This is a genomic window from Paenibacillus violae (assembly GCF_032461945.1).
GTDB lineage: Bacteria > Bacillota > Bacilli > Paenibacillales > NBRC-103111 > Paenibacillus_E > Paenibacillus_E violae.
In genome coordinates this window covers 1-13725 of record NZ_JAWCUD010000019.1, presented here as the reverse complement: position 1 = coordinate 13725, position 13725 = coordinate 1, and the positions used below count along the sequence as shown (strand labels likewise).

Annotated in this window: 16 protein-coding genes and 1 rRNA gene; 4 read left to right on the top strand and 13 right to left on the bottom strand. The window is 46.1% G+C overall.

The window, feature by feature from the left end; genetic code table 11:
• Positions 1–36: 36 nt before the first annotated feature.
• Together RQP52_RS33950 and RQP52_RS33945 are read left to right on the top strand one after the other, a co-directional pair.
• A complete protein-coding gene (locus RQP52_RS33950) occupies positions 37–780 on the top strand; it encodes an ABC transporter ATP-binding protein (RefSeq protein ID WP_157324507.1) in 744 nt (247 codons plus the stop codon).
• On the top strand, positions 777–2009 hold the full coding sequence (locus RQP52_RS33945; protein WP_315955941.1) for an ABC transporter permease: 1233 nt from the start codon (positions 777–779) through the stop codon (positions 2007–2009). The genes RQP52_RS33950 and RQP52_RS33945 overlap by 4 nt, the downstream gene beginning before the upstream one ends.
• On the opposite strand, the gene RQP52_RS33940 is transcribed toward RQP52_RS33945, so the two are convergent.
• A complete protein-coding gene (locus tag RQP52_RS33940) occupies positions 1995–2762 on the bottom strand; it encodes a TatD family hydrolase (protein ID WP_315955940.1) in 768 nt (255 codons plus the stop codon). The genes RQP52_RS33945 and RQP52_RS33940 overlap by 15 nt on opposite strands.
• Positions 2763–2789: 27 nt before the next feature.
• The gene (locus RQP52_RS33935; protein WP_127457123.1) at positions 2790–4067 is read right to left on the bottom strand and encodes an HD domain-containing protein; all 1278 of its coding nucleotides are present in this window, start codon (positions 4065–4067) and stop codon (positions 2790–2792) included.
• 371 nt (positions 4068–4438) lie between these two features.
• On the opposite strand from RQP52_RS33935, the gene RQP52_RS33930 reads away from it, so the two are divergent.
• The gene (locus RQP52_RS33930) at positions 4439–4693 is read left to right on the top strand and encodes an AbrB/MazE/SpoVT family DNA-binding domain-containing protein (RefSeq protein ID WP_127457122.1); all 255 of its coding nucleotides are present in this window, start codon (positions 4439–4441) and stop codon (positions 4691–4693) included.
• Positions 4694–5063: 370 nt separating this feature from the next.
• Here RQP52_RS33930 and rsmI read toward each other — a convergent pair whose 3' ends face one another.
• The 10 genes from rsmI to RQP52_RS33880 form a co-directional block, all read right to left on the bottom strand.
• The gene (gene rsmI, locus RQP52_RS33925) at positions 5064–5951 is read right to left on the bottom strand and encodes a 16S rRNA (cytidine(1402)-2'-O)-methyltransferase (protein WP_315955939.1); all 888 of its coding nucleotides are present in this window, start codon (positions 5949–5951) and stop codon (positions 5064–5066) included.
• Positions 5952–6005: 54 nt separating this feature from the next.
• Positions 6006–6761 carry a tRNA1(Val) (adenine(37)-N6)-methyltransferase gene (locus tag RQP52_RS33920; RefSeq protein ID WP_315955938.1) on the bottom strand — a complete coding sequence of 252 codons (756 nt, stop codon included), beginning with the start codon at positions 6759–6761 and terminating at the stop codon, positions 6006–6008.
• Between the two features lie 82 nt (positions 6762–6843).
• Positions 6844–7185: a DNA replication initiation control protein YabA gene (gene yabA / locus RQP52_RS33915; RefSeq protein ID WP_127457119.1), complete on the bottom strand. Its 342-nt coding sequence runs from the start codon at positions 7183–7185 to the stop codon at positions 6844–6846.
• A gap of 59 nt (positions 7186–7244) precedes the next feature.
• On the bottom strand, positions 7245–8048 hold the full coding sequence (locus tag RQP52_RS33910; protein WP_127457118.1) for a PSP1 domain-containing protein: 804 nt from the start codon (positions 8046–8048) through the stop codon (positions 7245–7247).
• Between the two features lies 1 nt (position 8049).
• On the bottom strand, positions 8050–9027 hold the full coding sequence (gene holB / locus RQP52_RS33905; RefSeq protein ID WP_315955937.1) for a DNA polymerase III subunit delta': 978 nt from the start codon (positions 9025–9027) through the stop codon (positions 8050–8052).
• A gap of 16 nt (positions 9028–9043) precedes the next feature.
• A complete protein-coding gene (locus RQP52_RS33900) occupies positions 9044–9490 on the bottom strand; it encodes a YaaR family protein (protein WP_315955936.1) in 447 nt (148 codons plus the stop codon).
• A 33-nt stretch (positions 9491–9523) separates the two neighbouring features.
• Entirely contained in the window at positions 9524–9853 is a 330-nt protein-coding gene (locus RQP52_RS33895) for a cyclic-di-AMP receptor (protein WP_079417169.1), read from the bottom strand.
• A gap of 63 nt (positions 9854–9916) precedes the next feature.
• On the bottom strand, positions 9917–10573 hold the full coding sequence (gene tmk, locus RQP52_RS33890; protein ID WP_315955935.1) for a dTMP kinase: 657 nt from the start codon (positions 10571–10573) through the stop codon (positions 9917–9919).
• A 40-nt stretch (positions 10574–10613) separates the two neighbouring features.
• A complete protein-coding gene (locus tag RQP52_RS33885) occupies positions 10614–12125 on the bottom strand; it encodes an aminotransferase class I/II-fold pyridoxal phosphate-dependent enzyme (protein ID WP_315955934.1) in 1512 nt (503 codons plus the stop codon).
• 95 nt (positions 12126–12220) lie between these two features.
• A complete protein-coding gene (locus RQP52_RS33880) occupies positions 12221–12421 on the bottom strand; it encodes a sigma factor G inhibitor Gin (RefSeq protein WP_315955933.1) in 201 nt (66 codons plus the stop codon).
• Between the two features lie 133 nt (positions 12422–12554).
• Here RQP52_RS33880 and RQP52_RS33875 point away from each other — a divergent pair, with 133 nt between their 5' ends.
• Complete coding sequence (locus tag RQP52_RS33875) at positions 12555–13082, top strand: hypothetical protein (RefSeq protein ID WP_315955932.1); 528 nt, start codon at positions 12555–12557, stop codon at positions 13080–13082.
• A gap of 523 nt (positions 13083–13605) precedes the next feature.
• On the opposite strand, the gene rrf is transcribed toward RQP52_RS33875, so the two are convergent.
• Positions 13606–13722 (bottom strand): 5S ribosomal RNA (rrf, locus tag RQP52_RS33870).
• Between the last annotated feature and the right edge of the window lie 3 nt (positions 13723–13725).

The following is a 13725-nucleotide window of genomic DNA, read 5'->3' as shown; positions in this document are numbered from 1 at the left end:
AAATTCCAATAATTAGATATTTAGGGAGGCACTGAGATGGGTCCCATATTACAAGTTGACGCTTTATTCGGGGGATATTTACCAAATAAACCTGTTCTTCACGACCTCACATTTTCCATCCGTCAGGGTGAAATGATGGGATTAATCGGACTGAATGGCGCAGGAAAAAGTACGACCATCAAGAACATCCTTGGATTGCTTCAACCGCAAAGGGGTTCAATTAAAATTAACGGTTTGACGTTAGCCGAAGATCCGCTGCCTTACCGTGCCACTTACGCTTATGTGCCCGAAAGTCCAGAGCTATATGAAGAGCTTACGATTCGCGAGCATCTGGAGTTAACCGCCATGGCTTACGGCTTAACGAAAGATGACTATCTCTCCCGCTCTCAAGCGCTGCTCGAGCAGTTTCACATGCAGGACAAGCTTAACTCTTTCGCAAGCCATTTATCCAAAGGGATGAAGCAAAAGGTCATGATCATGAATGCGTTCCTGATCGAACCTTCCCTCTACATCATTGATGAGCCTTTTCTCGGGCTCGATCCGCTGGCTATCCGCTCATTACTGGAGTTGATGGTCAAAATGAAGCGACGCGGCGCGTCATTTCTCATATCCTCGCATATTTTGTCTACGATTGAAAAATATTGCGATAACTATGTCGTCCTTCACAAAGGACATATGGTCGCTCAAGGCGATTTAGTCGAATTGCGTCAGCAGACAGGGCTCCAGCAAGCGTCATTGGACGACATCTTTTATAAACTTGTAAAAGGAGAATTAGTATGAAGGCGATGGACATGGATACCCGTGCCCTATGGCAGAAGAGATTTGAGCATTATATGAAGGAATCCATGGGTTACCTGCAGTATGCAGCGCGCAGCAATTTTTTCGGCTTCCTGCTATTTCTTGTCATCCTTTCTTCCTATTATTATGCAAAAATACTACAGCGCCTTCCGACAGATTATCCCTATCTGTGGATCGTCCTTTTGCTGCTGGTACCATTGTTAGCCTCAAGCCCCATTCGCACGCTAGCTAGAAGCGCAGACCGTATGTTTCTAATGCGCGTTGAACATCAGATGGGTCCTTACTTCCGCGGCGGATTCATGTACAGCCTAGTGCTGCAAGCATTCTGGACATTTCTGGCATGGGTTGTCCTATGGCCCTTGTATCATCACTGCCTAGGCCGCGATGAGCAGCATTTCTTATGGATGCTTGCTTTGCTTCTATTAATGAAGGTAGGCCATTTATTGGCCAGCTGGCAAGAAAGCCGATTTACTAATGAGCGCGCAAGAAGGATTTCCGTTAGCTTCCGCTGGCTGGCAACAGTTGTCCTGATTTCTCTGCAATTTCTGACAAGCGTCCTCTGGGCAAGCGGAGCTGCTCTTGTACTTACACTGGCTTGGTTAACTGCTACGCATTACGTATCCAAATACTACATCGGGTGGGATTATCTCATTGCGAAGGAAAGGCAGCAGCAAGCGCGATTATATGCCTTTTTCAACTGGTTCGTGGATGTTCCGCAATTGGGAACACGAATAGCCCGCCGAAGCTGGATCAGCGGGGTCACAAGATTTATTCCTTTTAAACAAGATGCTGCCTATCTCTACATATATATGAAAACATTTCTACGTACGGAGCTATTCGCGATTGTCTTACGTATATCCTTACTGGGCACATTAGCCATCGCCGTTTCAAGCAGCAGCACAGCGAGACTGCTCATCTTCTTCATCGCTTTGATCATTTCCATGGTTCAACTTACGCCACTTGAGCGTTCACACCGCTATACCTTTTGGCTCGACATGTACCCGCTTAACCGGCAGTTGAAAGCCGGCTCCTTAGCCTTCATCATTTGGTCAGCCTTGCTGCTAGAATTATGTATGCTTTCGATTCCGTTCATGATTCGATCTTCACTTATCTACATAGTCGTGCCGCTCATCGGCTTCCTCTTTATCTCACTCAGCTGTGGAGTATTTCTACGACGAAAATTTGCAAAGAATGCTTTACTTGAGACCTAACAAGGCAATGGCGTTGTTTGTCGTTATTTCTGCAAGTTCTTCCAGACTTATACCCTTAATTTCCGCGGCGGTTTCGGCCACCAACCGAACATAAGCCGATTCATTGCGCTTGCCGCGGAAAGGATGCGGGGTCAAGTAAGGAGCGTCCGTCTCTATGAGTAAGCGGTCCAAAGGAACCTGCGCGAGCACTTCCTTGGGTTGTTTTGCATTTTTGAAAGTGACAGGTCCCCCAAAGGAAATATGGAAATTCATATCCAAACACTGCTTGGCCGTCTCCCAGCTCCCCGAAAAGCAATGCATGATCCCCCCGACTTCAGCTGCTTTCTCTTCTTTTAAAATGGTCAAAATATCCTGATGCGCATCCCGGTTATGAATCACAATCGGCATTTGAAGCTTGCGCGCCAACCTGATTTGCTCCCGGAAAACTCGCTGCTGTACTTCTTTAGGCGATTTATCCCAATAGTAATCAAGTCCGATTTCGCCGATTGCCACCACTTTTTCGTGTTGACACAGCGATTCGATCCATTCCAAATCTCCCGGCATCATGTCAATCGCATCGACAGGGTGCCACCCCACTGTTGTATAGATAAAATCATATTTTTCAGCAAGAGCTATTGAACTAGGAATTGTCTCTCGGTTAAAGCCAACATTCACCATTCTAGTAACACCGGCTTCACGAGCCCGTTGTATAACCTCGTCCTGATCTTCCTGAAATTGTTCTGCATTTAAATGAGTATGTGAGTCTGTTAGCATGTTCTTCTCCTTACTTCCTCTTATGTATTATTCCTGCTCGCCTAGCATCTCCCATAGCTCCGGATATTCAGAAGCATTCAGACGCTCAAGCAACTCCTCCGGGTAATAAACATGATGCTTACCCATTTGAAAGCCGCTAATCGACTGAACGATCTCCGAGCGGTGGGTGATTTCGGTCAGCGTCTCTTTATGATCCAAAAGCAGAATCGGCAAATTATCCTCCGTCTCCCCCGGCCTGTACACATCATAGGATTGATTCGACGGGAAATCAATTTCCATGTAATAGATTGGATCGAGCCCAACCTCGGCCATTACTTTCTCCATAAGCTGAATCATTCGCTGATTCGACTCGTCAAAGGTACTGTATTTATACAATTTGCGGTCTAAGAATCGTTTGCACATATCAGCAAGGATAGGATCCTTTTCGCTCATCCAAAACGTTAACATCGCCTGCATCACAGATTCGTCGAGAAGTAAATAATCCTCAAGTGAAATCTTATTCTGAATCAGATGCAGGATCGGATCTGTCATAAAACCAAACGTATAGTTATCTTCATATAAATGTTTGGCGCGCGCAAAGATTTTGTGCAACAGAATTTCCGCACTCCGAGTCACCGGATGGAAATAGACCTGCCAATACATCTGATATCGTGACATTAAATAATCTTCTACAGCATGCATACCGCTTTCTTTAACGACAATATGCCCACGATAGGGCCGAATAACTCGGAGAATACGTTCCAAATCGAACGTCCCGTAATTAACACCCGTGAAATACGCATCTCTCAACAGGTAGTCCATCCGATCGGCGTCCAATTGAGACGACACCAGGCTTACAACAATTTCTTCATTGTAGGATTTGCAAATGACTCCCGCCACTTTTTTGGGGAAATCAGGTGAGACCCGGCTCAAAACTTTATTGACCTCCGTATCCCCCAACACAATTTTACAAGACCAATCCTCATGTCGGGTTCCAAAAGCCTTCTCAATGGAATGGGAGAAAGGCCCATGCCCCAAATCGTGCAAAAGTGCCGCACAAAGACAGATCAAACGCTCTTCCTTCGGCCAATCTTCATATTGGTTGCGTTCGAATTGGGAAATAATTTTGCGCGTGATCTCGTACACACCAAGCGAGTGCGAGAAACGGCTATGCTCGGCCCCATGAAAAGTTAAATAAGAGGTTCCTAACTGCCGGATGCGACGCAGCCTCTGGAACTCTCGCGTATTAATCAAATCCCAGATCGTGTTATCCTGCACGTAAATGTATTTATGAACGGGATCTTTAAAAACCTTCTCTTCCTTCATTCAATCACAACCTCTCTTTATTAAAATTCTACATCTTTTCGACATTTCACACCATCATGTCGACACATATGTCGTAATTTGTCGAATTTACTAATACCAATTTTTCATTGCTTTCATCCACTTAATTAGATTGGTTAAATCCACCTTTTCTCACATCAAATAGTAATATATTATTTACAAATCCTTATTCTACTTGGCTTTTCCTCTCTTTTCAGATGTGATCAGATTTCAAAAAAATATTGCTTTCGGGCCCAAACTAGCGAAAATATGGTTGACTATTTTGGGAATGGTTGGTATCATAAGCTTAAGAGATATGTCGAAACATGACGATATTGATAAAATTTTTATAAAATCGAAAGGGGTTTATATATATGATGAAATCTACGGGCATTGTAAGAAAAGTTGACGAATTGGGGCGTGTCGTTATTCCAATTGAACTTCGCCGTACACTTGGAATTGGCGAGAAAGACGCTCTTGAAATTTACGTAGATGGCGAGCGTATCATGCTTAAGAAATATGAGCCTGCTTGTATCTTCTGTGGCAACGCTGAAGGCGTCTCTTACTTTAAGGGAAAAATTGTTTGTCATATTTGTTTAGCGGAAATGCCAACACCTGTGACAAAATAAGAAAAATAGTATATAATAGAAGTAGCACTTATCCTATTGGTAATTCTAACCTTTTTCATATCTCCTCTAATCTCTAATTTGTTGGCTTCGGCCACGGATTAGAGATCTTTTTTTGTCTGGACTTCTTCCGCAGCGCGGACCCTGGCACTGACCCCACACCCACGGAGCAAAGATGAGAGAACTATGATCCGCTATTTCGCAAATCAGACTCGATAACCGTCTAACTTAAGCAAAATAACGCCCTATAGTTCCCCTTCAAGTGCTAAACACGAGTTTTGCCCTCACTTAGCGGCTTGTAGTTCCCTCAAAGAAGTAACGCTAGTAACTTTACAGCACTCCAGTCAGCCAACACGTTACACCGCCCGAGCGCTTAGCGCTCAAGCAATGCGTTGTAAACATCCCGCTTGGATAGTCCACGATCGCTCGCAACCTGCTTCATCGCTTCCTTTCGGTCACTGCCCTGCCCCTCATAGTGCTCGACATGCTCGCTAAGCGACATCGCCTCCCACCAACCGTCGGCGGCTTCTTTGGCGCTCTCTGCCGACGCACCTTCAGCGATCACGCAGTACTCGCCCTGTGGCGGGTGCTGCGCGAGATGCTCGAGGCACTCGGCAATCGTGCCCCGCAGAAACTCCTCGTACCGCTTCGTCAGCTCGCGGGCGAGACACACCCGGCGCTCCGGCCCCCACACTTCCGCCATGCGGGCAAGTGTTTTGTCGACGCGGTGCGGCGATTCATAGAACAGCAGCGTGTCCTGCACGTGCTGCAGCCCTTCCAACACCTTCGTCTGATCCTTTTTCTCCCGGGGGAGAAATCCGACGAAGGTAAACCGCTCTGTCGGCAGGCCTGATGCAATCAGCGCCGACAGGGCCGCATTCGCGCCGGGAACAGGCACCACCGGCGCGCCCTGCTCTACGGCCATCCTCACCAGGTCATAACCTGGATCGGAGATGGCCGGCAGTCCGGCATCGCTGACTAGCGCGATGCTTTGACCTTCAAGCAGCAAGCGGACGAGTTCGGGGCCGCTTGCCTGCTTGTTGTGTTCGTGATAGCTGACGATTCGCGTAGCGATTTCGAAGTGCGTCAGCAGCTTGCGGGTTTGCCGCGTATCTTCGGCGGCAATCAGGTTCACTTCCTTGAGGATGCGAACCGCCCGAAAGGTCATGTCTTCGAGGTTGCCGATCGGTGTGGCAACCAGGTAGAGCGTACCCGAGGTGTTTCCGTCCTCGCGATAACTTTTTTGCACATTTATGCCCACGGTTTGTCCCTCTTCACTTTAGTCATATGCTTCCATATACCCTAATATTTATTTTTATGAAAACTCTAAGGAAGCTCTGCCCCCATAATAAATTTCCTTCAATTCCTTACAGTACTCCTGGTTCTCGTCATAAACAATGAGCGGAGGCAGTGTACGAACTTCCGGTTTGCCATCCTTCATTCCCTCAATTAGCACCATCATCGCCTCTTCCCCAGCGCGTGCGTGCACGTAGCGAATTCTTTTCGGCTCCAGACGGTAGCTCCTCATTAAACTGATAATATCAACCAAGCGCGTTGCCCGGTGAACCATGGCTACTTTACCGCCTGCTTTGACCAGCTTCGCACACGCAGCAATTACATCCTCCAAGTTACAGTGGATTTCATGACGCGCTGCCGCAAAATGCTCATTCACGTTCTGCTCCCCATTTGGAACAGGCAGATAAGGCGGATTCACTGTTACAGCATCGAATTGGCCGTGGCCTAAAGTGCCATGAATCGTCTTTAAATCGCCTTGTATCATATGCAGTCTTTCGCCCAAATCATTTAGCAAAGCGTTGCGAACCGCCATATCCGCAAGTCTCTCCTGGATTTCGACGCCCCAAATATCTGCCTTAGTTCGAGTAGATAAGAGCAGCGGCACCACACCGTTGCCTGTACATAAGTCGATAACCCGCCCTTTCGGCGGCAAACTGCAAAATCGGCCAAGCAGGACAGCATCCATCGAAAAGCTGAACACTTCCTCGCTTTGAATTATTTTTAAATCATACGTTAATAAATCATCAATTCTTTCAGTCGGTCGTAAAGGCACCATACGTTGTTCTTCATTTCCTTTCTAATTCTCGCTCATCTATGGAAAAAAACCGTAAGGCGTAAACCCCTACGGTCAAACACACTTATTTATTTAAAAAGGATAAGCAAAACAAACAATCTCCCTCGGTCCGAAGGTGTCCATAATACACATTGCATATGTGAAATCCTTCATTGTACAAGCGGGTCAAATTATCATATCCGGCTCCCGGTAACGAAACCGTTTCCTCCGCCTCTCCGACAGGCTGTTCGACCGTCGTCTCCTCTTGTCGAATCAACTTGCGCAGTTGCTGATTTTCTATGCTTAGTCTCTTATTTTCTTCGATGAGTATAATGATTTGTTTCTTTAAGGCACCCAACTCGGCATAAGTGGCACCCATTCGTTCTTCGATCCCATCTATTTGTCCAAAAATATCCTGTTTATCCACGCTTTCACCTCTAGTGCCATGCATGCTTACTGGCCAGCGCCTCCTTGGATCCTTTGCCGCTACTCTTGTTCAACTACATCATCGAAAGGTAAATCAAGTGCTTTACCAAGGTCGAATAATTGAACCTTCGCGGTACGCTCACTGATATTTAACCCTAGTACTTTACCATTACCAAAAGAAGTGATCACATGCCTTCCAACGGTTGGCAGAGAGTCCTTCGCACTTTCATAATTATCATGTTCGTACTTCAAGCAGCACATTAACCGGCCGCATAAACCCGAAATCTTCGTCGGATTGAGCGATAAATTCTGATCTTTGGCCATCTTGATGGATACCGGTTCAAAATCACCTAAAAACGATGAACAGCATAGAATCCGCCCACACGGACCAATACCGCCTAACATTTTGGCTTCATCCCGCACGCCAATTTGACGCAGTTCGATTCTTGTCCGGAAAATGCTCGCCAAATCTTTCACGAGTTCCCGGAAATCAACGCGCCCCTCAGCTGTAAAATAAAAAATAATTTTATTGCGGTCAAAGGTATACTCTACGTCCACAAGCTTCATCTTAAGACTATGATCTCTAATCTTGTCGTGGCACGTTTGGAAGGCATCTTTGGCTGCTTTCTTATTCTCTTCAACCAAGTCAGCATCCGAATCATCCGCGATGCGAATGACCTTTTTGAGTGGAAGAACGACATCATTTTCTTTGACAATCTTCTTGCCCACTACGACTTTGCCATATTCCACACCGCGAGCGGTTTCAACAATAACGGCACTTTCTTGCTCAATCGGCAAATCGATTGGATCAAAATAATATATTTTACCCGCTTTTTTGAAGCGGACGCCTACAACCGAATACATCTTACACCCCCTGCATCTCCACGAGCATTTTCTCTATAACCAGCTGAGAGTTGGCGTTGAAGCGCAGTCGCTTTTGTAAATCTACGGCTTGCTCCATCATACGCACCCAGACTGAGACATCCCGGCTGAACGCTAGGGAGCTCATCCAGTCTAGCTGGTCATTATATACAAGCCTGTCCCTGCGCTCAAGGCGCAGTTGCACCATATCTTTAAACCAGAGAATCAACAAATCGAAAAGACTCGACATGTGTTCTGCAAGTTCTGATTTCACAATTCGTTGCTGAACCGTAATCATAGAAGTAGGAAAACGTGTGAGCGTCTCCTTCGCTAATTGTAACATTACGGTTCTCATTTCTGCAAACCAATTCGCACCGATTAACTCCCTGGCTGCTTGTAATCCTGCCGTTAAATGTGCTGCAGGCTGCACAAGAGCAGCTGGAAATCCTTCTTCCAACAGCGCCAGCACCATTTGCTCACGGGCCATCGGAGTGAATTGAATCCACTGTGCCCTCGACTGAATCGTTGGTAATAAGGCATTTCCATTCTCCGTGATGAGAATAGCCACGACTCGGGAAGTTGGTTCTTCTAAAAATTTCAAAAGGCTATTTGCTGCCTGTACGGTCATTTTCTCTGCATGGTGCAGAATATATATTTTCGTGCCGGAAGCTGTCGCACGGTAAGCAAATTCCTTCTGAAGCTCCCGAATTTGCTCAATCTTGATTGAGGCGCCTTCAGGTGCAACGATATGCAGATCGGGATGATTCCTGTGCTCCACCTTGCGGCACTCCAAGCACTCACCGCAAGCGTCATCCGTTCCGTGCTGACAATAAATCGCTTTCGCCAAGGCTATTGCCATTTCGGAACGCCCTGTCCCAACAGGCCCGCTAAATATATAGGCGTGTGACAGCTTGTCTTGTCGCAGCCCGTTCTGCAGAAGTTGCTTTGCCGCTGCTTGCCCCGGTATGGTCTGGAAGGACATTCGCTATGGCACCATCCTAAAATAACAAGTTAATCAACATACCCCGGATTTCTCCGATTTTTTGCAAAATCTCAATACGACCTTGCTCGCTCTCCAGCAATTCATCCGCTAATGTGAGGAGCTCTTGATCGATTTCTTCCAAAAGCTTATATCGCTTCGAACGGCCGCGACGATCCCAGCCCTTCGTATCTCGTAAATTGACACCTCGGCGAGCCGTCTCCTCCAGGAATTGTTTAATCAACAATTTATACTGGAGAAGCTCTCTTACGGTCATCCCCCGTGAAAGACGGTCGCCTTGCAGCGTAATCTGCTGCACCATTTTGGACAATTGCTCCTGCGTAAATTTCTCATCCTGCTGCTGCATTATGTCAGAGAAATTCCGGGGGGCCATCTGTGGCGGCGGTACGTTCTCATTCACTTTGACGTTCTTCCCAATGGGCTGCCACCCCGGATTAATTTTCAAGACGCATCCATCCTTAATTAGGTCATTTATAATTTAGTAATGCTCGAAGCGTTCAACCGGCAATACGAATACCGCGGCTCCACCCACTTGGACTTCCACTGGGAAAGGAATATAAGAATCTGTCGTTCCTCCCATTGGAGAAACCGGTGTAACAAGCTGTTCCCGAATTTTGCAATTGGCGCGAATGACCTGCATGACCTCTTGCACTCTCTCATCTTCCGTACCGATCATGAAAGTCGTATTTCCTGCGCGTAGAAAACCGCCTGTACTTGCCAGCTTCGTAGCGCGAAAACCTTCTTTAATTAACGCATTGGAGAGACGGTTACTGTCCTTATCTTGTACAACAGCTACGACTAGTTTCATAGGGGTTGCCTCCTCTTATTATAAACTAAGAATGGATTTTCTGCTTCTCACGGAAAAATGTTCCTAAGCAAAATGTTCCTCAAGCAAACGGTTACACTGGCTCCAAATATCTGCTGCAATCTCATCTACACTGCGGTTAGCGTCAATCACTCTTACGCGCTCAGGATGATCGGATGCGATCTGGTGGAATCCTTCCCTTACCCGGCTGTGGTAATCCACATGTTTCTGTTCGATGCGATCCAGCTGTTCCGCTGTCGTTGTTGCGCCTGATGCTCTTTGATGCAATCGCGCCATACTGACTTCTACGGGAACATCCAGAATGAATGTTCGGGTCGCTTGTAAGCCTGAGCTTGCATAGCGTGAAATCGCTTTGACTTGCTCAACATCCAAGCCTAGTCCGTATCCCTGATACGCAACACTTGCATCAATGAAACGATCGCACAGGACAATGCGCCCTGCTTCTAGTGCCGGCAAAATTAACTGATGCACATGCTGCGCTCGGGATGCCGCGTATAGCAGCACTTCCGCTTGATCGACCATTTCTTCATTCACAGGATCAAGAATAATACTGCGAATCTTATCGCTGATTGCTGTTCCCCCTGGTTCTCTCGTCACCAGAACATCATGTCCTAATTTCTTAAGCTCTTCACCTAATTTCTTGAGCTGCGTCGTTTTTCCGGAACCGTCCGGTCCTTCAAAAGTAATGAAAATTCCGTTCACTCTTCCTCCTGCGTGCTGCTTTACCAGTCCATATAATAGTTTATGTGTATATCTTTAACTTGTGTGTCTGCCCAAATTCCGTACCTTGAAACTTGATTCCGTTTGCCGCTAATTGTAGTAAAGCCTCAGCCACGGTATCCTTAATAACTTCACCCGGGTATAGATAAGGAATTCCTGGTGGATACGGGATCACCATATCCGCAGAACGCTTTCCAACCGCATCCTCCACGCTTACCTGTCGATAAGCTTCCACTTCCCGCCCTTCTCTTGAGATTCCTCTCAGATCAAAAACAATTGGTGAAGAGATTTGTGTGTAGTAGGGTAATTTAAGTATATTCGAGATAGGCGCATGAAGTTCCTTCTTTTGTACTGGAACGTCCAAACAAATGTTGGATAACACGCCAGTAACCCTTTCTAAATCCGCTCGGCTCGTAGCCGGTGTGAAAACAAGCAACACATGACGGCCATCCGTCATTTCTACGTAAATGCCCTGCTCCTCTAATCTTTCCTTGAGCTCCGCTGCACTTAAAGTTTGTGTCGCATCACAAATGGCCACTTTAAAGGGATCCGCCGTCTCATATCCTTCACTTCGAGATAACGGGAATTCCTTAGGGAAGTAATGAAATCGGTTCATTTCGTCTAGTAGGGATCTAAATTCTTTAACAAGCGTAATCCCCCCCGACAGCCAGGCTTCCCCTTCCGTATGCATTCTTTTTCTCGCCAAATCTAAGGATGCCATGATCGGGTACGAAGGGCTTGAACTTTGCAGCATCCCCAAAAGCCGGCGAATCGCTTCCCTGTTCATACGCGGCCCCTTCAAATGAAGCATGGCTCCCATCGTCATCGCAGTAAGCATTTTATGCGTAGACTGCACGACTGCATCCGCTCCCTGCGACAGCGCAGAGGCTGGTACCTCCGGATGAAATCCGTAGTGAGCACCATGGGCCTCATCCACCAAAAGCATCTTCCCCTGTGCATGCATCAACTCGGCAAAAGGTGTTAAATTTACACCCATGCCATAATAGTTGGGATTAGTCAAAAATAAAGCATTTGCCTCCGGATATTGTTGCAACGCTTGTTTCACAGCTTCTATATGTACATTTGTCGCAACACCCGTTTGCGGATCAATGGAAGGTGAAATGAACACAGCTCTCGCTCCTGCCAACATTAACCCGTGAATAACCGATTTATGTACATTTCTTTGGACAAGAATGACATCGCCCCTCTCACAGACGGCTGAAATCATGGCGATATTCCCCACCGTACTGCCACCAATGAGGAAGTGGGATTCCTCTGCCCCAAAGCAAGCTGCGGCTAACTGTTCCGCCTCCATAATGACACCCTCTGCATGATGCAAATCATCCAGACCTGTTATTTCCGTAAAATCAATTGACATTATATGCTCAAAAAAGGGTACCCCTTCATCCAATAACCCCTGACCCGATTTGTGGCCTGGTACATGCAGACTTACCGGATTTTTAGCTTGATGAGCTACCATTGCTTCATATAGTGGTGCTTTGAACTGTTTCTCTGAATTGTAATTGCTGCTCATGCGAATAGACTCCTTGAACTTTCTACTTACTACCCTTATAGTAGTGGATTGAAGCAGAAAAAACAAAAAAGCTTCCAGACAGAAGCTTCTCTCATTTAGTTCATATATTGTTTTGAGTTCCCCATGTAAAAAGCTTTTTTCATCTGTTTGACGAAGAATGGATATTTCTGATCGCTCACATTCGTTTTGACGATTTCACCGCTGCACTCATCACAAATGAAAGCTGTAATAATATGAATGCCGCCATTTCGCTGCTGCTCACAGATCATACATATCCCAATTCGGTTCTCCTCCATATGATCACCCCATGTACTTTTACTACTAGTATATCCGAATCTCGATTCTCCTAAACTAGCTAAACGCTCATATCTTGGAAGGAATATGCCGATATTACCTCTATATCAGGTTAACCGGCTTACGGAGGTCATCATGTCAACAAAACAGGAACCAAATCTCTCCAAACAATCTACTATTTATAGTTATACTTTAGTGAAGCGCATTTATCATTCTTTGTATAAAAGGATTCTTTACTTCCTGATTCTCGCTTTGGCCTTATTCTTCAAATTTGACCCCGCAAACTGGCTCCCATTGATAGTCAGCTATCCGCTCTTACTTGTGTTCCATACGCTGCTTGTTCGGGCTTATTTTCAATTCACCATAGGCATGGCCATGAGAGGTTGGTCCTATCGATGGGGAATTTTCTGGTGCGGCTCACTGCCGGATGGCCATGCGTCGGTTCGGTTAGTAGGCAAAGTACAGCTCCATCTATTCTGGATCGGTCTATCCCTTATTACGATCCTGTATCCCTGGATTCCGACTCCTTGGTTGATTTATTTCATGATCTTTCATATCTGGATGCTCATGCCGCGGCTTTGGATGCTGTTTCGATTCCGTCCTTATCGGAAAACTGGTTTAATGAAGATTTCTGAGAAAGAAACTTCTTGTTATTTGCAATAAAAAATAGACCTGTACTTTCTACAGAAACTGTAAAAAGTGCAGGTTTTTTGAATGCTTTGATGTAATCCAACAAACCTTGATGTAAAAAGTGCAGGCATTTACGGTGGAATGACCCGTTTGGGTAGATTCTTGTCGAATTACCTGCACAAAATGCAGCTAATGGGCTGAGATAAGTCTGAGGCTGTTGATTTTGATGTACTTTCTGCAGCTGAGCAGCCTTTCGAGTTACTCTTCTCGAGAGTACGCGCATCTTGAGCAAGTTGGAACTACGTTCCGCTATTTCTGGAAAAATCTAGCGATTATCCTCTTCATGGAATTTACGATCCGCTATTTAATTTTGGCTAAAAGCCTGCTTTTTTTAGGTGAAATAAGGGCCAGCAGTTCCACTTAACTGTTAAGACCTGACAGAGGCCAAATCAGATCAAATAACGGCCTACAGTTCTCTTGTGGCGCTCCTTAGAATTGTCCTAGGAGATGCAAAAAAACCTTTCTGAGATTTCTCTCAAAAAGGTTCTTTATCTGTGCTTGGCAACGTTCTACTCTCCCAGAACCCTGCGGTTCAAGTACCATCGACGCTGGAGGGCTTAACGGTCGTGTTCGAGATGGGAACGCGTGGGTCCCCTCCGCCATCATCACCAAACAG

Bases quoted from the DNA above. Each gene is read 5' to 3' on its own strand.
- RQP52_RS33935 (WP_127457123.1), bottom strand. From the start codon at position 4,067: ATGAAGGAAGAGAAGGTTTTTAAAGATCCCGTTCATAAATACATTTAC.
- RQP52_RS33940 (WP_315955940.1), bottom strand. From the start codon at position 2,762: ATGCTAACAGACTCACATACTCATTTAAATGCAGAACAATTTCAGGAA.
- RQP52_RS33895 (WP_079417169.1), bottom strand. From the start codon at position 9,853: ATGAAACTAGTCGTAGCTGTTGTACAAGATAAGGACAGTAACCGTCTC.
- RQP52_RS33930 (WP_127457122.1), top strand. From the start codon at position 4,439: ATGATGAAATCTACGGGCATTGTAAGAAAAGTTGACGAATTGGGGCGT.
- RQP52_RS33885 (WP_315955934.1), bottom strand. From the start codon at position 12,125: ATGAGCAGCAATTACAATTCAGAGAAACAGTTCAAAGCACCACTATAT.
- RQP52_RS33910 (WP_127457118.1), bottom strand. From the start codon at position 8,048: ATGTATTCGGTTGTAGGCGTCCGCTTCAAAAAAGCGGGTAAAATATAT.
- RQP52_RS33880 (WP_315955933.1), bottom strand. From the start codon at position 12,421: ATGGAGGAGAACCGAATTGGGATATGTATGATCTGTGAGCAGCAGCGA.
- holB (WP_315955937.1), bottom strand. From the start codon at position 9,027: ATGTCCTTCCAGACCATACCGGGGCAAGCAGCGGCAAAGCAACTTCTG.
- RQP52_RS33950 (WP_157324507.1), top strand. From the start codon at position 37: ATGGGTCCCATATTACAAGTTGACGCTTTATTCGGGGGATATTTACCA.
- RQP52_RS33945 (WP_315955941.1), top strand. From the start codon at position 777: ATGAAGGCGATGGACATGGATACCCGTGCCCTATGGCAGAAGAGATTT.
- RQP52_RS33920 (WP_315955938.1), bottom strand. From the start codon at position 6,761: ATGGTGCCTTTACGACCGACTGAAAGAATTGATGATTTATTAACGTAT.
- RQP52_RS33875 (WP_315955932.1), top strand. From the start codon at position 12,555: ATGTCAACAAAACAGGAACCAAATCTCTCCAAACAATCTACTATTTAT.